The organism is Kitasatospora albolonga, assembly GCA_002082585.1.
GTDB lineage: Bacteria > Actinomycetota > Actinomycetes > Streptomycetales > Streptomycetaceae > Streptomyces > Streptomyces stephensoniae.
This window is the reverse complement of the sequence record CP020563.1, coordinates 6,739,410-6,762,635: the sequence shown is the minus strand read 5'-3', so window position 1 is coordinate 6,762,635 and position 23,226 is coordinate 6,739,410. Positions and strand designations below refer to the sequence as shown.

Genomic DNA, 23,226 nt, shown 5'->3' with positions numbered 1-23,226 from the left:
TGGAGGAGAGCCATCGTGCCTCGTACCATCCGGGACGTCGTCTTCGTCGACGGCGTCCGCACCCCGTTCGGCAAGGCGGGCCCGAAGGGCATCTACCACGAGACCCGCGCCGACGATCTCGTCGTGAAGGCCATCCGGGAGCTGCTGCGCCGCAACCCGGACCTGGACCCCAAGAAGATCGACGAGGTCGCCATCGCCGCGACCACTCAGATCGGCGACCAGGGCCTCACCCTCGGCCGTACCGCCGGAATCCTGGCCGGTCTGCCGCAGTCCGTCCCCGGCTACTCGATCGACCGCATGTGCGCGGGCGCGCTGACCGCCGTCACCTCGACGGCCGGTTCCATCGCCTTCGGCGCGTACGACGTCGTCGTGGCCGGTGGCGTCGAGCACATGGGCCGCCACCCGATGGGTGAGGGCGTCGACCCGAACCCGCGGTTCGTGTCGGAGAAGCTGGTCGACGAGTCCGCCCTGTTCATGGGCATGACGGCGGAGAACCTGCACGACCGCTACCCCACGATCACCAAGGAGCGCGCCGACGCCTACGCGGTGCGCTCGCAGGAGAAGGCCGCCAAGGCGTACGCCAACGGCAAGATCCAGCAGGACCTGGTACCGGTATCGGTGCGCCGCACCAACGCCGAGGCGGGCGAGACGGGCTGGGGCCTGGTCACCGCCGACGAGCCGATGCGCCCGGGCACCACGATGGAGTCGCTGGCGGGTCTGAAGACCCCGTTCCGCGCCCACGGCCGGGTGACGGCCGGTAACGCCGCGGGTCTCAACGACGGCGCCACCGCCTCGCTGCTCGCCGCCGAGGACGTCGCCCGCGAGCTGGGCCTCCCGGTCAAGATGCGCCTGGTCTCGTACGCCTTCGCGGGCGTCGAGCCGGAGGTCATGGGCTACGGCCCGATCCCGGCGACCGAGAAGGCGCTGGCCCAGGCCGGTCTGACCATCGACGACATCGGTCTCTTCGAGATCAACGAGGCGTTCGCCGTGCAGGTGCTCGCCTTCCTGGAGCACTACGGCATCGCCGACGACGACGCCCGCGTCAACCAGTACGGCGGCGCCATCGCGTACGGTCACCCGCTGGCCTCCTCCGGTGTCCGGCTCATGACGCAGCTGGCCCGGCAGTTCGAGGAGCAGCCCGAGGTGCGCTACGGCCTGACGACGATGTGCGTCGGCTTCGGCATGGGCGCCACGGTCATCTGGGAGAACCCGCACTTCAACGCTGACGGAGGCGACAAGTGAGCACCACCACTGAGCTTCTGAAGGGTGCGGCCGAGCTGTTCCCCGACGAGGTCGTCACGCAGGCGCACGTACGCCACCTGGATCTGCCGTACGGCGCCGGGCGGTTCGCGCTGATCACGCTGGACAACGGCCTGGACCACACCAAGCCGACCACCTTCGGACCGCAGTCGCTGGCGAACCTGAACGCCGCGATCGACCAGGTCGAGAAGGAGGCCGCCGACGGCACCATCACCGGTGTCGGCATCACCGGCAAGCCGTTCATCTTCGCCGTCGGCGCCGACCTCAAGGGCGTCGAGCTCCTCGGCCGCCACGAGGACGCGCTCGCCATCGGCAAGGGCGGCCACGACGTCTTCCGCCGCCTCTCCGGCCTCGCGGTCCCGACGTTCGCGTACTACAACGGCGCGGCGATGGGCGGCGGTGTCGAGGTCGGTCTGCACTGCACCTACCGCACCGTCTCCACCGCCATCCCGGCGTTCTCGCTGCCCGAGGTCTTCCTCGGCCTGGTCCCCGGCTGGGGCGGCTGCGCGCTGCTGCCGAACCTGATCGGCGCGGACCGCGCGGTCTCGGTGATCATCGAGAACTCGCTCAACCAGAACCGTCAGCTCAAGGGCAAGCAGGTCTTCGACCTCGGCATCGCGGACGCGATCTTCGAGGGCGCGGACTTCCTGGAGCAGTCCCTGGTGTGGACCGCGAACGTGCTCAAGGGCTCGGTCACGCCTCAGCGCGCGGAGATCGACCGCGGCGACGCCTGGGACGCGGCCGTCGCGCGCGGCCGGGCCATCGCGGACTCCAAGGTGCACGGCGCGGCCCCGGCCGCGTACCGCGCGCTCGACATCATCGCGGCGGCCAAGGACGGCGACCTCTCCGCCGGTTTCGACGCCGAGGACCAGGCCCTCGCGGACCTGATCATGGGCGGCGAGCTGCGCAGCGGCATCTACGCCTTCAACCTGGTCCAGAAGCGTGCCAAGCGCCCGGCCGGTGCCCCGGACAAGAACCTGGCCCGCCCGGTCACCAAGGTCGGTGTCGTCGGCGCCGGTCTGATGGCCTCGCAGCTGGCGCTGCTGTTCCTGCGCCGCCTGGAGGTCCCGGTCGTCCTCACGGACATCGACCAGGAGCGCGTGGACAAGGGTGTGGGCTACGTCCACGCCGAGATCGAGAAGCTGCTCGGCAAGGGCCGCATCAACCAGGACAAGGCCAACCGTCTCAAGGGCCTGGTCTCCGGTGTCCTCGACAAGGCCGAGGGGTTCGCGGACGCGGACTTCATCATCGAGGCCGTCTTCGAGGAGATCGGCGTCAAGCAGCAGGTGTTCGCGGAGGTCGAGGCGGTCGCCCCGGCGCACGCGATCCTCGCCACCAACACCTCCTCGCTCTCGGTGACCGAGATGGCGTCGAAGCTGAAGAACCCCGAGCGGGTCGTCGGCTTCCACTTCTTCAACCCGGTCGCGATCCTCCCGCTGCTGGAGATCGTGCGCGGCGAGCAGACCGACGACGCCTCGCTGGCGACCGCGTTCGGTGTGGCCCGCAAGCTGAAGAAGACCGCGGTGCTGGTGAAGGACGCCCCGGCGTTCGTCGTCAACCGCATCCTCACCCGCTTCATGGGCGAGATCCAGAACGTCATCGACGAGGGCACCCCGGTCGAGGTCGCGGAGAAGGCCGTCGAGCCGCTCGGCCTGCCGATGTCCCCGCTGGTCCTTCTGGAGCTGGTCGGCCCGGCCATCGGCCTGCACGTCTCCGAGACCCTGAACCGCGCCTTCCCGGAGCGCTTCACCGTTTCCGAGAACCTGGCGGCGGTCGTCAAGGCCGGCAAGCGCGGCTTCTACGTCTACGACTCCGGTGCGCCGGTCCTCGACCCCGAGGTCGCCGCGCTCCTCAAGCAGGGCGACACCGTCCTCACCGAGGAGCAGACCCGCGACCGCGTGCTCGACGCGGTGGCGCAGGAGATCGGCCTGATGCTGGAGGAGGGCGTCGTCGCCGAGGCCCAGGACATCGACCTGTGCCTGATCACCGGCGCGGGCTGGCCCTTCCACCTGGGCGGCATCACGCCGTACCTGGACCGTGAGGGCGTCTCGGAGCGCGTCAACGGCAAGACGTTCCTGGAGCGGGGCGTGGCGAGCGTGCCCGCGTAGCCGTACGGCAGGAACAGCAGGGGTGGGACGGGCCGCACAGGAGCAATCCTGTGCGGCCCGCCGTCGTTCCCGGTCCCCGGTCCCGGGCTCCGGGCTCCGGGCTCCGGGTCAGCCTTTCGGCCTGCGGGTGAAGACGGCCGTCAGCATCGCGTGGTCCGACTCCTCGAACACCCTCGCGTCGCTGTGGCCGCCGGAGAAGTGCCGGGTGTCGGCGAAGACATAGTCGATCTTCCGGTCGGCGGCCGTGGGCTCGCCGTTGCGGCACCGCTCCGGCTCGCTGCCGGTGCACACCACTCCCCCGGTGGACCCCTGGGAGAACCACTTCCTGTCCGTCTCGTCGCCCTCCAGGAACCGTCCGGTCGGCCGGTCGCCGTCCCCCGCCGGGTGGGCGTAGAGGTACCCCAGCGCGGGCTCGTTCGGCTGGAGGTTCAGGTCTCCGGCGAGCAGGACGGGGGTTCCCGCCGGAACGGCGTCCTCCGCCAGCCGGTCCCGGATCTCCCGCAGCTGCTCGGGGGCCCTGGCGTAGGTGTGCGCGGTGCACGCGAGCAGGGGCTCACCGGCGACGAGGGTCGGAGCGCACAGCAGCCCCCGGCGGACGGATACGGTCCGGCCGCCGTTCGTGTAGGTCTCGTCCCCGGTACGGGTGAAGCGCAGGTAGTCCGGTTCCTCGGGCTCGATGGGCGCGCGGCTGAGGACCGCGGTGCCGAACTCGCCCGTGGGGCCGCAGTTGGGGACGTTGTCCTGCGACGAGGCGTACGTTCCGTGCATCCGCAGGCCCACCTCCTCCAACTGCTTCAGAAGCGCCTCGTACTGGGTCGCGCAGACCTCGTTGAGGGTGACGAGATCGGGTCCGAAGGAGGACGCCTCCTTCACCACGCGCTCGACGGAGGTGCCGGGACCGGACCCGCCGGAGTTCCAGGGGCACACGGCGGCCGCTCCGCAGAGGTTGTAGTGCAGGACCCGGATTTCGGAGGGCCCGGAAGGCTCCTCGGGGCTCTCGCGTACGAGCACCGCGAGGACGAGGGCCGCCGCGGCCGTCAGGATCGCGGCGGCGGCCGCTCCGGCCCGGCCCGGCCGTCGCCTCATCCGCCGCTCCCCGTCACCGTGCGCACCGGTCAGGCCGGGTCCGCCAGGTAGGCGGGACCGAGCGGGCTGCCCACCACCGGCGACAGCTGGCGGCGGAGGCAGAGCCTGCCGTCCGTGCCGAGGACCGCCACGACGACGGCTCCCGCGGCGTCGTACGCGATGGACGGTGCCTGGGCGAACATCCCGCCCGTCTCCCGCCAGTGGGTGCCCGACGCGTCCTTGTCGGCCACCGGCATGGAGGCGGCGAGCCGTCCGCCGGCGCTGCGATGGGCCAGGAAGGCTTCGCGCGCGCCCCTCTCGGGAGCCCACAGGGCCGCCACGGCACCCGTTCCGCCGCTGGTGCCCAGACCGGCGCCGCCGCCGGGCCAGTTGCCGTTCTCGTGCTGCCGGTAGGCCATGACCTGCTGGGTGTCGGCCTGCCGGTAGTAGAGGCAGGTCCGGCCGCCGCCCGAGTCCACCGCGGTGATGCCGCCGGTCGCGACCTTGCCGGTCTTCAGCGTGGAGTCCTCGACGAAGGGGCCGCCCAGGAAGGTCTGGTGCCAGCGGTGCACGGTGTTCTTGCCCGGAACGTACAGCTCCACCGTGCCGTGCTCGGTGGTCAGGGCCATGCCCGCGTCCTGCACGAAGGAACCGCCGAGGTCCTCCCAGGGGTCCCATACGCCGTTCTCGTTCCGGCGGCGCATGCTGATGCCCTGGGCGAAGTTCCTGGCGAAGACATGGAGGCGGCCCGCACCGTCGACCGCGGCCGACGGCACCCCCAGCTCCCGCTGGCGCCGTCCGTCGCTGTGGAGCCAGTCCGGGTTCTCCAGGGACTGCCAGCCGTCGAAGCCGTTGCCGTCGGGGTCCTGCACCGTGTGGACGATCTCCACGGTGACGCTGCCCCCGGCCACCATGGTGCGGCGCAGGCCCAGGAGTTCGGCCGGACCGCCCGGCGCTCCCGTCACCGCGAGCGTGGGCGATATCCAGCCGTCGCCGAGGATGAAGGGCCCCCGCCACACACCGGAGGCGGGGCCCGTCTCCGTCCAGAAGGCGAGCCGCCCGCCGAGGACCGCGAAGGCGTTCAGCCGGCCGCCGGGGCCCAGCCGCAGCCAGTTCGCGGCGGGCGAGTAGCGGTAGGCGGTGCTCATCATGTGCGTACTGCGGTAGGGGTCGCGGCCCAGCTGCCGGTCGCCGCACCGCTCACAGGTCCCCTGCGGGCAGTGCGTGGCGTCCAGACCGGCGTACGTGGCGAGGTACTCGGCCTTCTCCGCCGCGGCCACCGCGTCCATGTTGCGGCCCCAGAAGCGGTTGGCGTACGCCCGGTAGTGCTCGACCACCGGGGCGTGGCCCGCGTCCCGGTGGCGTGCCAGGGCGGCGAGGGCGAACTGGGTGACGGAGGTGTGGTCGAGATGGTCGGACATCACGAACCCCTCCTTGCCGCCGTCGTGCTCGGGGTCGGGGTCCATGGCCCGCACCACGGTGGGCCGGACCTCGTCGAGCAGCGCCGTCAGACCGACGATGAGCTGCTCGCGGGAGACGTGCTGCACTTCGTGGACCGTGGAGCCCAGCACCGGCAGCGTGGCCTGCGACCGCACGTCTCCCGCCCACAGCTGGTGCAGCCGGGTACGCTGGCCGCCCATCACGGGAGCGCCCATATGCAGCTGGCAGAAGTACATCCGCACGGTGTCCCGCGCCAGCAGGGTGAAGCGTTCCACGGTGAAGCCGGGGGCCAACTGGACCGGTTCCCGGTGCCACGGGCTGGTGCGGTCGCCGGTCGCCATCCGGGCGTACGCGGAGCGCAGACCGCAGCCCCGCGCGGTGCTGTAGCCGACGAAGTCCGGCTGGTGGGAGGCGCGCTGGGGGTCGTCGGTGTCGACGTTGATACCGTCGCCCTCACCTGCGGTCACCACCACGGTCGTGACGGCGTTCCCCTCCTGGAGGGAGCGGACCAGGTCGGGGTTCATGAAGTACAGGTCGTCGTCCTGGTGCGCGACGATGTGCAGAAGGGAACGCTTCACTCGGTTCATCGGTCCACCACATTCATCGCCATGCCTCCGGACACCGAGCAGTAGGGGCGCACCCACACCGGTCGTGCCGGATGGACCATGGCGTAGTCCGACTGTTCATCCCCGGCGAGGGGCACGGGCGGGTAGGGGTACGCGCTCTTGACGTCGGGGAAGTCTTCGAGCACACGGCACACACGGGTCTTCTTCCACTGGTCGGGGTGCGGTTGCAGCCACCAGTCCCAGTCCTCCCAGCGCTCCAGCCGGTGGTCGACCGCGTACCGGATGGGCACCTCGACGCGGAAGGCCCTGCTGCTCAGCACCTGGACCGGGACGGTGTGGTTGACCATGTGCAGGCCGCGTCGGCTGACGACGAAGCGGGCGCCGGGCCTGATCTCCCGCTCGCCGCACAGCACGCCGGTGACGGTGATGCCGGACTCGTGCAGCTCGACGGAGGTCGCCTCGACGTGTTCGGGGCGCAGCACCGTACGCAGCATCAGCCGGCCGTTCGGCTGCGCGTAGGGCAGGTTCCAGCCGACGGGGGCGCCGGTGGGCCAGGCCATGAGCCGGGCGCGGGCGTCGATCAGGGACCTGGTGTCCCGGATGCCCGCCTTCATGTGGACGTTCTCCCCCTTGGCCGAGCGCATGGTGACCTTCCACCGGCCGTCACCGAGCTCGTCGAGGGCCGAGGGGGCGAGCTCCGCGGAGTAGCGCGTTCCGCCGTTGTCCCGCGGGTCGCGGGCGGTGGGCAGCTCCATGTCCGGCAGGGCGGCGGCGCGGGAGGCGCTGTGGCGCAGCACGAACTGCCAGCGGTGTCTGCCGTCGTGGGGTCCCTCGGCGGTGAAGCGCAGCCGGCCCGCCTCGTCGGTCGTGACGTCGACGGTGGCCGCTCGCACGGAGACCGGCGGAACGGTCTGCTGCGCCCGGCCACCGGCCCGGGAGGGCGCGGGCGGGCGGTAGCCGCGGTCCCCGGAGGAGCGGCGGCGGGCGGCGTCCTCGAAGAGCTCGACATAGCGGGCGGCGACCACGTCCGGGTCGTAGCGGGCGGAGTTGCGCAGTGCGGCCTCTCCCATGGTCCGGCGCAGGTTGCCGTCGGCCATGAGGAGGCGCAGCCCCGAGGCGATCGCGGAGGCGTCTCCGGTGGGCACGAGGAGGCCGTCCTCACCGTCCCGGAGGATCTCCCTCGGCCCCACCGGGCAGTCCGTCGAGACGACGGGCAGCCCGCACCGCATGGCTTCGACCAGGGTCATGCCGAAGGACTCCGCGCTGGAGGTGACGGCGGCGATCGAGCCCTTGACCCACTCCGACTCGATCGGCGAGAAGCCGCCCATGAGGAGGGCGCGGCCGGTGAGTCCGAGCTCGGTGACCAGGCCGCGCAGCTTGGCCGCCTCGCCGCCGTCGCCGTAGATGCGCAGCTGCCAGTCCGGGAACTCCTCGGCGACCGTGCCGAAGGCGCGGATGAGGAGGTCGTACCGCTTGATGTGGTGCATACGGCCCGCGCTGACCACGACCTTGCTGGAGCCGTCGGCCGGTGGCACGGCGGGCTTCGGCACGCTGTTGGGGATGCCCACCACGGGGATGCCGGGGACCGGGGTGTTCTCCAGGAAGGACCGGGCGTCGGCCTCCGTGACCGTGGTGACGGCGTCCAGGCGCGGGTAGACCCGGGCCATCTCGGCCCGGACCGCGGGCGGAATCGCCAGGTGCGTCATGTGTTCCTGGGCGACACGGAGGGCGGAGTCCCGGGTGTAGGAGGCCACGAAGAGGTTGAGGCTGGGCCGGGTGCCGATGACGACGTCGGCATCGGTCTCCGCCAGGTCGTCGATGATCCGGCGGTCGGTGAACCGGTTGTACTGGGCGTAGAACTCCTCCTGGCGCGGCACCACTTCGCTCGGCTCGTCGGTCCCGGGCGCGTCGCGGTCGGCGGAGCCGGAGCGCAGGTCGACCAGGGCGCGGACCCTGATGCGGGGCGAGATCCCGAACTTGGGGGTGCTCATGCGCCGGAAGACGGAGACGATCTCCACCTCGTGGTGGACCGCCAGGGCTTCCGCCAGGTTGATGACGGTGCGGTTGGTGCCGCCGATGCCGTAGATGTTGTTGATCAGGAAGGAGATCTTCATCGGACGCCTGCGTCCTTCCGCTCGAAGGGGCTGGGTACGGGGTAGTAGGCCCGGAGGAAGTCGCTGAGCATGGCCGCCTGCCGTCCGACGTCGAAGGTGTCCGACAGGGTGTCGTTGATGCAGAACGCCTGCCGGTCGCGCCGGGCCAGGAGGATGCCCAGGCGCCGCGCGATCTCGGGCTTCGCCAGGTCCAGGTAGGCGAAACCGATCTCCGAGGGCACCGCGCGGGCCGTGAAGTACGCGTAGTAGTGGTAGAGCGAGGACGGGATGGAGATGTCCGTGGGGCTGCGGAAGCGGCTGTACGTCGTCTCCCGGTGCGCTTCGGCGAACTCGTGCTCGATCTCGTACAGCACGCTGCGGCGCAGGGCGTAGGGGGCGTGGCGCAGCTTCTGGACGATGGCGGAGCCGAAGTTCTCCAGGAGGAGTCTGCGGTTGTTCTTCCCGGCCGCGTCCACCGGTCGGTCGCCGCCGGTGAGTTCCCAGCGGGGGACCTGGGAGGGCGAGAAGAACGTACGGGTCATCCCGTTGGACAGGAAGAAGTCGCGCGGGGTCACCGGGCAGCCGAGGAACATGTCGTCGTTGAAGTAGAGGAAGTGCTCGGACAGCCCGTCGATGTGGTGGAGCTGGCTCTCGATCGCGTGGGAGTTGAAGGTCGGCAGCGCCTGGGGGTCCGCGAAGAGTTCGGCGTGGTCGACCACGGTGATACGGGGGCTCCGCGGGTTGAGCCAGTGCGGCCGCTGCCGGTCGGTCACCAGGTAGACATGGCGGACCCATGGCGCGTTCTGCTCCAGCGCCCGCAGGGAGTAGCGCAGTTCGTCCCGGCTGATGTAGCGCGCCGCGTTGGCGGCCTCGGCGTGGTATCCGCTCTCGTTGAAGGCTCCGCGGCGGCGCTGCCACTCCTGGTCCGAGCCGTCCACCCAGGTGTAGACGACGTCGATGGGGAAGCGGACGTCCTCGGGCAGCGGTTCGGCGCAGGCGGCGATGGTCCGCACCGAGCGGGTCCGGCGGGTGTGCAGGGCGGCGAACCCGGTGAGCCTGCTGACGGGCACGCTGACCCGCTCCTCCGTCGGCGAGACGTCCTCGGTGACGCGGTTGGGGCGGGGCGCGACCAGCCGGCCGTCCTCGTCCGTCTCCCAGAACTCCAGGTCGCAGCCGTACTCCAGACCCAGCACCAGGGTGTTGCCCGGATCGCTCCACACCATGCCGAGCCGCAGGACCGCGGCCTCACCGGCGATCCGCCGCGCGCGGGCCGATCCGCACAGGGCGGGGCGCCCCTGGACCGACTCCCCCCGGCAGGCGACCGCGTAGACCGGTCCGGCGTCCCGGGTGCGGGCCAGCATCTCGGTGACGCGTGCCCTGTCGCGCCCGGCGACGGCGAGGGTGGAGCGGAAGTCGGACTGGCCCCGGATCGCGAAGTAGTCGATGCCCGACCGCTCCAGGAAGGACACCACCAGCTCCAGGTTGGCCTCGCGCAGGCCGAGCGGGGAGACGGTGGGGCGTACGAGCGCTATCTGCGCACCGCGCGCGGCGAGCACCGCCAGCCGCTCCTGCGCGCCGAACAGCTGGGGCCAGCGGCGCCGCGCGCGGGCCGCCCGGACGGCGCGGACGACCACGGTGAGGTGGTGCGTCCGGCGCAGCGCCCCCTTGAGGGCCGCGCGGAGCCGGACCGGTACGCGGCGGGCGACGCTACGTCTGAGGGAGGTCGGTACGAGGGTGCGATAGATCCCGACGGCGGCGGAAGCTTCGGGATTGCCGATGGTCACGTGCGTTTGTCCGGGTCCTCTGATGCCCCCGGCTCGAACTCGAACGGGCTCGCGACGGGGAAGTAGCGGTGCAGGAAGGAGATGACGGCCTCGGTGCCGCCACGGCCCAGGGAGGCGTCAGCGCCCAGCCCGAACAGCTGTATCTGCTGGGTGTCCCGGCGTACCAGGAGCCGGTCCAGATGGCGCTGGATGCCAGGCAGTGCCGCGTGGAGCGCGACGGTCGCCTCGCCCGCGGGGTCGGCGAGCCCCGCCGTACGGGCGAAGTGGTGGGTCACACCGTCGGCCGGGTGGGTGCACGGCAGTACGGGCGCCAGCTGCCCGTCGGGGGCCTCCTCCGGGACGAACCCCGAGGCGGCCAGCTCGATGAGGGCGGAGCGGGTGTAGGGCTGGGGGCCCGGCGCGTAGCCGTGCCCGACCGCCCGGCCGGTGGCGGAGTAGGCCGTCGCCGTCCAGGGGGCGAAGGACTCCTGGGCCGTCCACGGGCCCCGGCGCGGCCGGGTGCCGCCGTGCGGGCTGAAGTAGTCGAAGGGGCGCACCGGCCGGCCGAACAGGGCGCCGGGGCGCAGCAGGAGGAACCGGTCCGAGAGGTCGGGCAGCTGGTGCAGCCATGCCTCGGCCTCCGGCCCCGCCGGGATCACCGACAGATGCTCGCCGGAGCGCAGCCAGCGGGGCGCCGGGGCCTGTTCCAGGATGTGTACGACGTCGACCCAGGGGGCGTACTGGTGCAGGGAGCGCAGCGCGGCGCGGAGGAGCTCCTCGCCCCAGGGGGTGTCGTTGCGCCAGGGGAGGACGGCGTCCACGGGGAAGGTGATCTCCTCCAGCCGCGGGATGTCGAAGTTCTCCAGGGTGACGGTCGGGTCCATGTCGCCGTCGATGTCCGAGTAGCCCGAGAGCCGTTCGAAACCGATCTCGACACCGGGGGCGTCACGGGGCACCGCCCGCTGGACGCGGTTGGGGCGCGGCCCGATGAGGCGTTCGACGGGCAGCGCGTTGTTGACGGTCCAGAACTCGATCTCCACGCCCTGGTCGTCCCCGATCCACAGGTTCTGCGTGGGGTCGGTGCGCAGCCAGGTGATGCGGAACACCTTGGCCTTGCCGTAGTGCTTCCATGCCTTCACATGGCTGCCCGGCACGGTCCTGGTGTCGTTGTTGGCCGGAGAGACCGAGACCACGTAACCGGTGTGCTCCTCCAGCAGCGCCCGCAGGACCCGGCGGATCTGTCCCTTGTCCTGCTGCTCCACGGCGAAGCAGATCCGCCGGTCGTCGAGGGCGGGCACGACGAACCACGGAATGCCCGCCCGGTCGAGCGCGTGTGCGATCAGATCGTGGTCCAGCCGCCTGGCGAGGTCCGCGGTGAGGCCGCTGTGGACGTGGGCGATCCGCCCGTCGGGGGCTGTGACCCGGCGCTCGGAGGCTCCCCGGAAGTCGGACTTGCGGATGCGCCGCAGGGCACGCCGGTGCAGGCGCGCCTCGCGCCGGTCGAGGGTGCGGACCACTCCGCGCTTCATCTTCCGGCGGACGCCGGGAGTCACCCGGCTGGCCGCGACGGACCGTACCGGCAGCGGGACGATACGGCGGTACACCTGAGCGGCGGAGCTCAGTGCTGGTGGGCGGGCCACGTCAGGAACTCCGTTTCATCGCTCGTAGGGGCTGGGGGTGGGGAAGTAGCCGTTGAGGAATCCGTCGAGGATCTCCTGCTGGGCCTCGATGTCCTCCGGGGTGGAGAAGGCGTCGTTGAGACAGAAGGAATCCTGGTTGCGCCCGTCGAGCAGTCTCTGGAGCCGGTCGGCGAGATCGGGTACGGCGAGCTGCAGGTAGGTGAAGGGCATCGAGGACGGCTGGGCGCGGCCGGTGAGGGCCGCGTAGTAGACCGCGAAGGACGAGGTGGGTGACAGATCGGTCATCGCCCGGAATCTGCTGGCCGAGGTACGGGCCCATGCCTTCGGGAAATCCCGTTCGGCCTCCTCGATCGCGCTGCGCCGCAATGCGTAGGGAATGTGCTCCATGGGCTGGGTGATGACCCGGCCGAAGCGTTCGAGAAGAAGCGCCCTGTTGTTCTTGCAGGCCGCGTCGACCGGTGTGTCGGTCTCGACGACCGGGCCCTGCGGGATGCGGTTGCGGGAGGGGAAATACCGCGCGACCCCGCCGGGGGTGAAAAAGGAGTACGGCGTCACCGGACGGCCGATGAACATGTCGTCGTTGAAGTACAGGAAGTGTTCGGAAAGCCCCTCGATGTGATGCAGCTGGCTCTCGATCGAGTGCGAGTTGAAGGTCGGCAGGTCGGTGGGGTCGCGGAAGATCTCGCGATGGCTCACCACCTGGATGCCCGGGACGTCCTCCCGCATCCAGGCGGGCACCTGGTCGTCGGTCGCTATGTAGATCGTGCGTATCCACGGCGCGAAGAGATGCAGGGAGCGCACCGAGTAGCGCAGCTCGTCCCGGCTGATGAAGCGGGCGTCGCTCGCCGACTCGGCGTGGTACACCTCACCCTTGGCCGACGCCTTGCGCTGCTGCCAGGCGGGGTCGTTCCCGTCGACCCAGGTGTACACGGCGTCCACGGGGAAGGTGATCTCGTCGGCCAGCTCGACCAGGAACTCCGGGCGGGTGGCCAGCGGGGGCGCGGAGCCGGGGGCGGTCCAGTCCGAGATGAAGCGGCTGAACAGGCGGGCGGCGCCGAACACGTTGGCGCCCTGCCCGGACACGGCCCAGGTGACGCGGTTCGCCCGGGGCGCCACGAGGTGGCTGCCCTGCCTGCGCCAGAACTCGATGGCGCAGCCGTACTCATGACCGAGCAGCAGATGACGGCCGGGGTCGGCGCGGGTCCAGCTCACCTGGAGGGCGGCGGCCGTCCTGACGTCCCGCCAGGCCCTGGCGTCGCGGGAGGAGAGCGGTCGCGCCGGACGCACCTGGTCGGTCCGCACGGTGCTGATGTGGCCGGGGTACTGGCCCAGGCCCCGGAAGATGACGTTGAGCACCCGTTCGCGGTCGTCCTCCGCCACGGCGACGACCGTGCCGTGGTCCGAGGTGCCGCGTACGGCGAAGTGCGGGATGCCGGCCGTGTCCAGCAGCGCGGTGACCGCGGAGCGGTTGGCCTCGCGGGCGGCCAGCGGTGTCAGGGCCCGTATGACGTAGACGTCGTCGCCCGTGTCGGCCTCCGGGGCCGGGGCCGGGGTGTCGTTGCGCGGCTGCGCCGGGATGCCGATGGGCGCGCCGGGCACGGCGGTGCCCCTCGCCGCGAACGCGGCGGGGTTGGGGATAGTGGTCACGCGTTGTGCCTCGCCAGGACCGACCGGTGCCTCTGCACAGCCATGATTCCCCGTTCTCCCCCAGCGGACCGGCCGTGAGAACCGGTCCGCCCGTGCTGCCCCCGGCCCGTTTCCGTGGATTCGTTCCGCGGAAACAAGCGACTACGTTCACATGAACAATAAACCTTCACAGGTCAGGCACATCTTCACCGTCCATACGTTTAATGTCAACACGGGCCCAGAAGTGAGCCATCTGTTGCAGAAATATGAAGCTAAACGGACGGATGCGTTCAGGGCTTCAAGGCGATCACCGGTTTCCGTGAAGTCCGACGTCTCCGCAGGTGCGACCGGTGAACGGCGAAGGGGGCCTCACCGGTCCCGGTGAGGCCCCCTTCGCCGGTTTCAGATACGGACCGAAGGCCCCATGGCGAGCCCCGGCTCGTCGTTCTGGCGGGCCACCCGGATGCTCCCGTCGGGGGCCAGTGCGGCGATGACGACCCTCCCGTAGGCGTCCAGCGCCAGGCCCGGAGTGCCCGTGCCGCGTTCGCCGGTGGGCGACCACCACAGGCCGGCGCTCTCGTTCTCGGTCCCGCAGGCCGCCAGCATGACGTTGCCCTCGGAGTCGCCGTGCGCCAGGACCGTGCAGTCGTAGTCGCCGAGCATCGCGCGCATCGCCGCGACCGGCCCCGCCGGGGAACCGCCCAGCGGAATCACCCAGCCGCCCGGGCGGTGGGCGACGAGCGAGCCGGACGCCGGGTCGGTCCAGTAGTAGGTGGCCCGGTCCGGGGCGGTCTCCAGGGCGACCGCGCTGCCGGGAACGATGGCCACCGGAATGTCCTCCGTGCGCTCCGGGACCTCTCCCGGCTCGGACTGCACCCAGCGGCCCGCGCCCTCCTCCCCCGGGATCAGGACCTCGATCCGGCCGGAGGCCGCGGCCATCACGGCGGGCGTGTCCTGGAACATGCTGCCCTTCAGGTCCCGCCACCCCTCCCACTTGCCGCTCTTGTCCTCGCGGCGGAGCATCAGGCCCCGCCCGGCGTTGCGCACCAGGATGTGCAGGGTGCCCGCCTCGTCGACCGCGCCCGTCGGCACCCCGAGCCGCGCGGCCTTGTCCCGGTCCTTGTGCGGATTGCCGAGCGAGCGCCAGGCGGTGAGCGGACGCCCCGACTGGTACTGGATCGCGTGGACCAGGTCCACGGCCGGAGGGCCGTCCGGCTTCGGCACCGAGCGGCGGCCTATGAAGTGCGCATAGCCGTCGGCCCCCTGCGTGATGAAGAGGTGCGTCAGATCGGGCACCGGAAAGAAGTCGGGCCCCGACCACGCGGAGCCGCCCGGCCGGTCCTCGGTCCAGCGGAGCAGCCCTTCCCGGTTCCACGCGTAGGCGGCGAGCCGCCCGCCCGACCCACGCAGCAGCCATCGCCCGTCGGCCGTGGCGTCGGCGGAATGGCCGCCCTGGCTTCCGGAGCCGCTCGGCAGGGAAGCGGAACTCCGTGCGGAGCGTGCGGATCTGACCGGCATAGTGTGAGGTCGCCTTCTGGTGATTCTCGGCCCGGCTCGGAAGGCCGTCCGACGGCCTGCCCTTCGGGGAGGGGCGAGCCCATCATAGATTCAGCCTTTTGTCCCACAGGGTTCACATGCGGGTTCCTCCGCGGAGCCGGTCGGCCCGCCCTGGACAGTCGGCACCCCCGTGCCTCGTCACGCGGGACTCGCACGGATGCTCGATGCATTGTCTATAGTTCTACGGACCACGACTGCCGGACCGGCTCCTCCCCCCACCCGAGTCCACCCGCCACAGCCCCACGGGGCCGCGAGACCGAGGGACTCGAAACAGGATGAGCAACGACGTCATGTCTCCGGGCCCCCGCGCCTCCCGGCGGGCCGCCAAGCCCCGCAAGCGGCGCGGCCTCAAGATCACGCTCATCGTTCTCCTGGTCCTGCTGCTGGCCGCGGGCGGCACCGCCTACTGGCTCTACAGCAGGCTCGACGGCAACATCACAGGCGTCGATATCAACAAGGCGCTCGGCGAGGACCGCCCCGAGAAGCTCCCCACCAGCGGGCAGAACCTGCTGGTCCTGGGCTCGGACTCGCGGGCCGGGGCGGAGAACGAGGAGCTGGGCGGCGGCGGGAAGGTCGGCGGTGCCCGCTCCGACACCGCGCTGGTGGTGCACATACCCGAGGGCCGGTCGAAGGCCGTCGCCGTCTCCATACCGCGCGACACGCTGGTGACCCGGCCCGAGTGCGCCACGGGCGGCGGGGCGGACCTGCCCGCCAAGGAGCGCGTCATGTTCAACTCCGTCTACGCGCAGGCGGGTCCGGCCTGTGTGGTGAAGACGGTGGAGAAGATGTCCGGCGTCCGCATCGACCACTACCTGGAGATCGACTTCGCCGGGTTCAAGGACCTGGTCGACGCCATCGGCGGGGTCACCGTCGACGTACCGCAGGACATCAACGACAAGGCGTCCGGGCTGAACCTCACCGCCGGGCCGCAGAAACTGGACGGCACCGAGTCCCTCGCCTACGTACGGACCCGGCACGGCATCGGCGACGGCAGCGACCTCGGCCGCATCGGGCTCCAGCAGCAGTTCCTGATCGCCCTGCTGAGCGAGGTCAAGTCGCAGGACCTGCTGGGCAGTCCGGCGAGCTCGTACAAGATCGCCAACTCGGCCACCAAGGCACTCACCACCGACTCGGGGCTCGCCTCGCTCACCTCGCTGGCGGAGTTCGCCCGCTCGATGAACGGCGTCGACCCGGCCTCCATGGAGACCATCATGCTGCCGGTGGCGTACGACAGGATCGACCCGAACCGCGTGGTCGCCGCCGAGCCGCAGGCCGGTCAGCTGTGGAAGGCGATCCGCGAGGACACCACGATCCCCGAGGAAGCGAAGAAGTCCCCCGCCACCGGCGGCTGACGGCCCGCCGCCCCGCCGCGCCGTGGCACCCTGCCGGGATGAGTGAGGACGCGGCGGTACTGGTGATCGTGGACGGGGCCAATGTGGTCGGGTCCGTGCCCGACGGGTGGTGGCGGGACCGGCGCGGGGCGGCGGAGCGGCTGCGGGACTCGCTCGTCCCGTACGCGGCGGACGGGCTGCCGGGGGTGCCGGGTCCGGTCGGGATCGTGCTCGTCGTCGAGGGAGCCGCCCGGGGTGTCGCCTCCGTGGCCGGTGTCGAGGTCGCCCCGGCCCCCGGCAGCGGTGACGACCTGATCGCCGAGCTGGTGGCCGCCGCCGCGCCGGAGCGCGAGTGCGTCGTGGTCACCGCCGACCGGGGACTGCGGCAGCGGGTCGAGGCGTACGGGGCCCGGTGCGTGGGGCCCCGTACCGTACGGCCCTAGGCCGACTCGTTCGAATCATGCCGGACCAGCGGGGTCCGGCGGGCGCGTACGGTGCGGGTGAGGCGGGTGATGCCGTGGCCGAGCAACCAGGGCAGCACCGTGAGGGCCCCGATGTACACGAGGACGTAGTGGACGACGTCGCGCAGGTGGCCGGGGCGGCCCCAACTCTCCAGGGGAAGGGTCACCAGGATCGCGGAGACCGTGACGGGCAGCAGGGGCAGCAGCACCGACCACAGCCGGGTCCGGCGGCCGGGCCGCAGCGCGCACCACACGCCCAGGCCCGCCATGACGAGGGGCCCGAAGGGGACCCACAGGAACACCGGGACGACCAGCATCACCCACCACTCGTCCCCGTGACCGAACATCATCGGCACCGCCCCCCGATCCCGCCCGCAGGCTTCCTCTCCAGTATCCCCGGTCGGAGCCCCCCAGGGGCGTGCGCCCGTACGCGGCACGTACGGGCGTACGCCCCCCGGCTAGCGGCCTTCCCTGCCCAGTCGGCTGTGGGAGCGCCCGTACAGGAAGTAGACCAGCACGCCGAGCGCCATCCAGCCCGCGAACCGCGCCCAGGTCTCCGCAGGCAGGTTGAGCATCAGCCAGACCGAGGCCGCCACCGAGGCGATCGGCAGGAGCGGCACCCACGGGGTGCGGAAGGCGCGGGGCAGGTCGGGGCGGGTGCGGCGCAGGACCAGGACGCCGAGGGCGACGACGACGAAGGCGAAGAGCGTGCCGATGTTCACCAGGGTGGCCAGCTCGTCGATGCTCGTGAACCCGGCGATGATCGCGATCACCACACCGAGCAGGATCGTCGGGCGGTACGGGGTCTTGAAGCGCGGGTGCGTCCGGGAGAAGAAGCGCGGGAGCAGTCCGTCACGGCTCATCGCGAAGAAGACACGGGTCTGGCCGAGCAGCAGGATCATGCAGACGGTGGTGAGGCCGACGGCGGCGCCGAAGCTGATCACACCCGCGTAGACCGGGTGCCCGACGGCCTTGAAGGCGTCGGCGAGCGGGGCGCTGACGGAGAGTTCGCTGTAGTGCTGCATGCCGGTGACCACGATCGAGACCGCCACGTAGAGCACCGTGCAGATGATGAGCGAGCCGAGGATGCCGCGCGGCATGTCGCGCTGCGGCAGCTTGGTCTCCTCGGCCGCCGTGGCCACCACGTCGAAGCCGATGAAGGCGAAGAAGACGATGGAGGCGGCCGTGAAGATACCCATGATGCCGAAGTTGGTGGGCTCGTAGCCGAAGATCAGCTGGACCATCGGGGCGTCCCAGCCGGAGCCGGTGGCCTGCTGCTCGGCCGGGGGGATGAAGGGCTTGTAGTTGTCGGCCTTGATGAAGAAGAGGCCCGCGATGATGACGATGAGGACGACACCCAGCTTGATCGCCACCACGACCGCGGTGACCCGGGCGGAGAGCTTCATGCCGACGACCAGGATGACCGTCAGGATCAGCACCAGGATGAAGGCCAGCAGGTCGAAGCCGAACCCTTCCGCCGCATCGGGGCCGGAGAGCACTTCGGGCATCGTCCAGTTGACGTTGTCCATCAGTGAGCGGACGTAGCCGGACCAGCCGACCGCGACCACCGCCGTGCCGAGCGCGAACTCCAGCACCAGGTCCCAGCCGATGATCCAGGCCACCAGCTCGCCCAGGGACGCGTACGAGAAGGTGTACGCGGAGCCCGCCACCGGGACGGTGGAGGCGAATTCGGCGTAACAGAGCGCGGCCAGCGCGCAGACGACACCCGCGACCACAAACGCGATGGCGGTCGCCGGGCCCGCCGTCTCCTTGGCGACCTTGCCCGTCAGGACGAAGATGCCCGTGCCGATGATGACCCCCACACCGAAGACCGTGAGGTCCAGGGCGGAGAGGGACTTCTTGAGCGCGTGCTCGGGCTCCTCGGTGTCAAGGATCGACTGTTCGACCGATTTCGTGCGGAACATTCCTTTTCCGCGGGGTGGTGTGACCTGCGCGCTCACCTGCGTACCTCCACGCACTCGTTGTGAACGCCATGATGGGGACCGGAATGCGCAGGAACACGCCATCTGGCCCGTTTCATGCGAATGGGCCGGGAGAACCACCCGGACAGGGGTCGTCTTCCCGGCCCATCGGCCCGAAAACAGGTCAGTCGCGTGCGGACTCCACGGCGCGGCTCTCGAAGCGGCCGTCGAGCTTGGCGACCAGGCCGGTGACCTGGCGGGCGATGTCCGGCGCGGTCAGTCCGATCTCGGCCAGGACCTCGCCCCGGGAGGCGTGGTCGAGGAAGACCGGCGGGATGCCGAAGTCGCGCAGCGGTACGTCGACACCGGCGTCGCGCAGCGCCTGGGCGACGGCGGAACCGACGCCTCCGGCGCGGCTGTTGTCCTCGACGGTGACGACGACGCGGTGGCGCTCGGCGAGCGGGGCGAGCGCCTCGTCCACCGGTTTGACCCAGCGCGGGTCGACGACCGTGGAGGAGATGCCCTGGGCGTCCAGCAGGTCGGCGATCTCCAGGCACATCGGGGCGAGCGCGCCGACGGAGACGATCAGGACGTCCGGGCGGTCCGCCTTCGGCTTGCGCAGGATGTCCATACCGCCGGCCCGGCCGACGGCCTTGACCGCCGGGCCGACCGCGCCCTTGGAGAAGCGGACCACGGTGGGCGCGTCGTCGACGGCGACGGCCTCGCGGAGCTGGGCGCGGACCTGGTCGGCGTCGCGCGGGGCGGCGATCCGGAGCGTGGGCACGCACTGGAGGATCGACATGTCCCACATGCCGTTGTGCGAGGCGCCGTCCGTTCCGGTGACACCGGCCCGGTCCAGGACGAAGGTGACGCCGCACTTGTGCAGCGCGACATCCATCAGGACCTGGTCGAAGGCGCGGTTGAGGAAGGTGGCGTAGACCGCGAAGACCGGGTGGAGGCCGCCGGTGGCCAGGCCCGCCGCGGAGACCGCGCCGTGCTGCTCGGCGATGCCGACGTCGTAGATCCGGTCCGGGAAGGCTTCCTCGAACTTGCCGAGGCCGACCGGCTGGAGCATGGCCGCGGTGATCGCGACGATGTCCTCGCGCTCCTCGCCGAGCTTGACCATCTCCTCGCCGAAGACGGAGGTCCAGTCGAGGCCGGAGGTGGAGATCGGCAGACCGGTGTCCGGGTGGATCTTGCCCACCGCGTGGAAGCGGTCGGCCTCGTCCTGGAGGGCCGGGGTGTAGCCGCGGCCCTTCTCGGTGAGGCAGTGCACGATGACCGGGCCGCCGAAGCGCTTGGCGCGCTGGAGCGCGGACTCCAGGGCCTCGATGTCGTGGCCGTCGATCGGTCCGACGTACTTCAGGCCGAGGTCCTCGAACATGCCCTGCGGGGCGATGAAGTCCTTGAGGCCCTTCTTGGCGCCGTGGAGGGTCTCGTAGAGCGGGCGGCCGACGACGGGCGTGCGCTCCAGGATGTCCTTGCCGCGGGCCAGGAACCGCTCGTAGCCGTCGGTCGTACGGAGCGTGGCGAGGTGGTTGGCGAGGCCGCCGATGGTGGGCGCGTACGAGCGCTCGTTGTCGTTGACGACGATGACGAGCGGGCGGTCCTTGGCGGCGGCGATGTTGTTCAGCGCCTCCCAGGCCATACCGCCGGTGAGCGCGCCGTCACCGATGACCGCGACGACGTGGTCGTCCTTCTTCAGGACCTCGTTCGCCTTGGCCATGCCGTCGGCCCAGCCGAGGACCCCGGAGGCATGGCTGTTCTCGATGACGTCGTGCTCGGACTCGGCGCGGGAGGGGTAGCCGGAGAGGCCGCCCTTCATCTTGAGGCGGGAGAAGTCCTGGCGGCCGGTGAGCAGCTTGTGGACGTAAGCCTGGTGGCCGGTGTCCCAGAGCACCTTGTCCCGGGGCGACTCGAAGACCCGGTGCAGGGCGATCGTGAGCTCCACCACGCCCAGGTTGGGGCCGAGGTGTCCGCCGGTCTTGGACACCGCGTCGACGAGGAAGGTACGGATCTCCTCCGCGAGCTGCTCCAGCTCGTCGACGGAGAGCCGGTCCAGGTCGCGCGGTCCCTTGATGCGGGTCAGCAGATCCACCCGTGCCTCCTTGCGTATGAGCTGATCGAGCGTGCCGATCCGATGAGTCTAATGTTCCGCTCGCGGCCGTGGGCAGCGGGAGCCTGTGTTCGAACGCGGGCGGCCGGGGACGCGCGGGTGCCCGGCACCCCCTCGGGCACCGGGCACCTGCGCGGTCGGACGGTCAGGCGCGGCCCGCCGTCTTCTGGGTCTTACGGGTGATGGAGTCGATGACCACCGTGGCCAGGAGCACGGCGCCGGTGACCATGTACTGGATCGGCGTGGCGATGCCCTCCAGCGACAGTCCGTACTGGATGGAGACGATGACCATGACACCGAGCAGCGCGTTCCAGGTGCGGCCCCGGCCGCCGAAGAGGCTGGTGCCGCCGATGACGGCCGCCGCGATGACGTTCATCAGCAGGTCGCCGGTGCCGGAGCCCTGGTTGGCCGCCGCGATCTTGGAGGCCCAGAAGAGGCCGCCGATCGCCGCGAACGTGCCCGCGATGGAGAAGACGGAGATCCGGATCGCGGTGACGTTGATACCGGCGCGCCGGGACGCCTCGACGCTGCCGCCGAGCGCGAAGATCTTCCGCCCGTAGGCCGTACGGCGCAGCAGGAAGTCCGTGCCGACCAGGACGATCAGGAAGAGGACCAGGGCGAGCGGCAGACCGCGGTACTGGTTGAACATGTACGCGGCGGCGAACGCGAACACCGCGAGGACGGCCGTGCGCACGATGATGTCGACGAGCGGCCGGGACGGGATGCCCGCGGCCTCACGGCGGCGGGTGTCCAGGAAGGCGGCGGCGAAGTAGCCGACGACCGCGATCGCGGCGAGCCCGTAGGCGGCGGCGACATCGGTGAAGTAGTACGTGGTCAGCTGGCCGACCACCCCGTCGCCGTCCAGGTTGATGGTGCCGGAGTCGCCGAGCAGCTGGAGCATGAAGCCGAGCCAGAACAGCAGGCCGGCCAGGGTGACGGCGAAGGCGGGCGCGCCGATCCGGGCGAAGAAGAAGCCGTGGATCGCGCCGATCACCGCGCCGCTGACGATGGCGACGACGATGGCCAGCCACTCGTTCATGCCCTGGGTGACGCTGAGCACCGCGACGAGGGCGCCGGAGACACCGGAGACCGAGCCGACCGAGAGGTCGATCTCGCCGAGCAGCAGGACGAAGATGATGCCGACGGCCATCATGCCGGTGGCGACCATCGTGGTGGCGATGTCGCTGATGTTCTTCGCGGAGAGGAACTCGGAGTTCATGCTCTGGAAGACGATGGCGATGATCGCGAGGCCGACGACCACCGGGATCGAGCCCAGGTCACCGCCGCTGATCTTGCGCTTGAACTCGGTGACGTACCCGGCGAAGCCCTGCTCGCGGATGAGGAGGCGGGGGTCGACGACGGTGGCGGCGCCCTCGGCGGCCTCCGGGTTGCCGACCGGCGGGGCGTCCGCCGGGCCGGAGGTCTTGTCCAGCGGGGTCGCGGACTTGTCGGTGGTCACTTCGAAACCTCCGCGTTGCGCGCCGCACGTCGGGTCACGGCGTTGTCCGTGGCGCCCGTGATGGCGGAGATGATCTCTTCCTGGGAGGTGGTCTTCACATCGAAGACACCGTTGTTCCGGCCCAGCCGGAGCACGGCGACCTTGTCGGCCACGGCCTTCACGTCGGCCATGTTGTGGCTGATGAGGATGACCGCGTGGCCGCGCTCGCGCAGCCGCTCGACCAGGTCGAGGACCTGGGCGGTCTGCTCGACGCCGAGGGCGGCGGTCGGCTCGTCGAGGATGACGAGCTTGGGCTCGCCGAGCATCGACCGGGCGATGGCCACGGTCTGGCGCTGGCCGCCGGAGAGCGAGGCGATCGGGATGCGGACGCTCGGGATGCGGATCGAGAGCGTGGAGAGCAGCTCGCGGGAGCGGCGCTCCATCTCCACCTCGTCCAGGATGCCGAACCTGCGCAGCTCCCGGCCCAGGTAGAGGTTGCCGACGACATCGATGTTGTCGCAGAGCGCGAGGTCCTGATAGACGGTCGCGACGCCGAGGTTCTGGGCGTCGTGCGGCTTGTCGATCCGGACGGCGCGGCCCTCCCACTCGATGACTCCCTCATCGATGGGATGCACTCCGGCGATCGTCTTGACCAGCGTTGACTTGCCGGCGCCGTTGTCGCCGACCAGGGCGACCACTTCACCGGCGTGGACCTCAAGCTCTACATCGGTGAGTACCTGTACGGCACCGAATCGCTTGGAGACCCCTCGCAACGCCAGCACGGGCGTAGCGGACACGTGAACCATCTCCTTCGCCGCCTGACCGGCGGGGATGCCGCAC

At 70.8% G+C, this 23,226-nt stretch carries 16 protein-coding genes; 4 read left to right on the top strand and 12 right to left on the bottom strand.

Going from position 1 to position 23,226, the window contains the following annotated elements:
* Nucleotides 1–15: 15 nt before the first annotated feature.
* Nucleotides 16–1,242, top strand: a complete 1,227-nt coding sequence (locus B7C62_29750) for an acetyl-CoA acetyltransferase (GenBank protein ARF75986.1) — start codon at nucleotides 16–18, stop codon at nucleotides 1,240–1,242.
* Entirely contained in the window at nucleotides 1,239–3,368 is a 2,130-nt protein-coding gene (locus B7C62_29745) for a 3-hydroxyacyl-CoA dehydrogenase (protein ID ARF75985.1), read from the top strand. The genes B7C62_29750 and B7C62_29745 overlap by 4 nt, the downstream gene beginning before the upstream one ends.
* A gap of 108 nt (nucleotides 3,369–3,476) precedes the next feature.
* Here the strand turns inward: B7C62_29745 and B7C62_29740 are convergent, their stop codons facing one another.
* The 7 genes from B7C62_29740 to B7C62_29710 all read right to left on the bottom strand — a co-directional run bounded on the left by B7C62_29740 (nucleotide 3,477) and on the right by B7C62_29710 (nucleotide 15,079).
* Complete coding sequence (locus B7C62_29740; GenBank protein ARF75984.1) at nucleotides 3,477–4,454, bottom strand: hypothetical protein; 978 nt, start codon at nucleotides 4,452–4,454, stop codon at nucleotides 3,477–3,479.
* A gap of 29 nt (nucleotides 4,455–4,483) precedes the next feature.
* Nucleotides 4,484–6,460, bottom strand: a complete 1,977-nt coding sequence (locus B7C62_29735; GenBank protein ARF75983.1) for a hypothetical protein — start codon at nucleotides 6,458–6,460, stop codon at nucleotides 4,484–4,486.
* The gene (locus B7C62_29730) at nucleotides 6,457–8,553 is read right to left on the bottom strand and encodes a glycosyl transferase family 1 (GenBank protein ID ARF75982.1); all 2,097 of its coding nucleotides are present in this window, start codon (nucleotides 8,551–8,553) and stop codon (nucleotides 6,457–6,459) included. Before B7C62_29730 ends, B7C62_29735 begins: the two co-directional genes overlap by 4 nt.
* Nucleotides 8,550–10,316 carry a sugar phosphotransferase gene (locus B7C62_29725; protein ARF75981.1) on the bottom strand — a complete coding sequence of 589 codons (1,767 nt, stop codon included), beginning with the start codon at nucleotides 10,314–10,316 and terminating at the stop codon, nucleotides 8,550–8,552. Before B7C62_29725 ends, B7C62_29730 begins: the two co-directional genes overlap by 4 nt.
* Nucleotides 10,313–11,935 (bottom strand): sugar phosphotransferase, encoded by a 1,623-nt coding sequence (locus B7C62_29720; GenBank protein ID ARF75980.1) that lies wholly within the window; start codon nucleotides 11,933–11,935, stop codon nucleotides 10,313–10,315. The genes B7C62_29725 and B7C62_29720 overlap by 4 nt, the downstream gene beginning before the upstream one ends.
* A gap of 15 nt (nucleotides 11,936–11,950) precedes the next feature.
* A complete protein-coding gene (locus B7C62_29715) occupies nucleotides 11,951–13,582 on the bottom strand; it encodes a sugar phosphotransferase (GenBank protein ID ARF75979.1) in 1,632 nt (543 codons plus the stop codon).
* Between the two features lie 381 nt (nucleotides 13,583–13,963).
* Nucleotides 13,964–15,079, bottom strand: coding sequence for a hypothetical protein (locus B7C62_29710; GenBank protein ARF75978.1), 1,116 nt, complete (start codon nucleotides 15,077–15,079; stop codon nucleotides 13,964–13,966).
* Nucleotides 15,080–15,393: 314 nt separating this feature from the next.
* Between B7C62_29710 and B7C62_29705 the strand changes: the two genes are divergently transcribed.
* Together B7C62_29705 and B7C62_29700 are read left to right on the top strand one after the other, a co-directional pair.
* Nucleotides 15,394–16,470 (top strand): transcriptional regulator, encoded by a 1,077-nt coding sequence (locus B7C62_29705; protein ID ARF75977.1) that lies wholly within the window; start codon nucleotides 15,394–15,396, stop codon nucleotides 16,468–16,470.
* 38 nt (nucleotides 16,471–16,508) lie between these two features.
* A complete protein-coding gene (locus B7C62_29700) occupies nucleotides 16,509–16,892 on the top strand; it encodes an NTP pyrophosphohydrolase (GenBank protein ID ARF75976.1) in 384 nt (127 codons plus the stop codon).
* Here B7C62_29700 and B7C62_29695 read toward each other — a convergent pair.
* The 5 genes from B7C62_29695 to B7C62_29675 all read right to left on the bottom strand — a co-directional run bounded on the left by B7C62_29695 (nucleotide 16,889) and on the right by B7C62_29675 (nucleotide 23,192).
* Entirely contained in the window at nucleotides 16,889–17,266 is a 378-nt protein-coding gene (locus B7C62_29695) for a hypothetical protein (GenBank protein ID ARF75975.1), read from the bottom strand. The two genes, B7C62_29700 and B7C62_29695, sit on opposite strands and share 4 nt — an antisense overlap.
* Nucleotides 17,267–17,368: 102 nt before the next feature.
* Nucleotides 17,369–18,835, bottom strand: coding sequence for an amino acid permease (locus B7C62_29690; protein ID ARF75974.1), 1,467 nt, complete (start codon nucleotides 18,833–18,835; stop codon nucleotides 17,369–17,371).
* 181 nt (nucleotides 18,836–19,016) lie between these two features.
* The gene (locus tag B7C62_29685) at nucleotides 19,017–20,930 is read right to left on the bottom strand and encodes a 1-deoxy-D-xylulose-5-phosphate synthase (GenBank protein ID ARF75973.1); all 1,914 of its coding nucleotides are present in this window, start codon (nucleotides 20,928–20,930) and stop codon (nucleotides 19,017–19,019) included.
* 163 nt (nucleotides 20,931–21,093) lie between these two features.
* Complete coding sequence (locus B7C62_29680; GenBank protein ARF77430.1) at nucleotides 21,094–22,380, bottom strand: ABC transporter permease; 1,287 nt, start codon at nucleotides 22,378–22,380, stop codon at nucleotides 21,094–21,096.
* 23 nt (nucleotides 22,381–22,403) lie between these two features.
* Nucleotides 22,404–23,192, bottom strand: a complete 789-nt coding sequence (locus B7C62_29675) for a sugar ABC transporter ATP-binding protein (protein ID ARF75972.1) — start codon at nucleotides 23,190–23,192, stop codon at nucleotides 22,404–22,406.
* Nucleotides 23,193–23,226 lie beyond the last annotated feature (34 nt).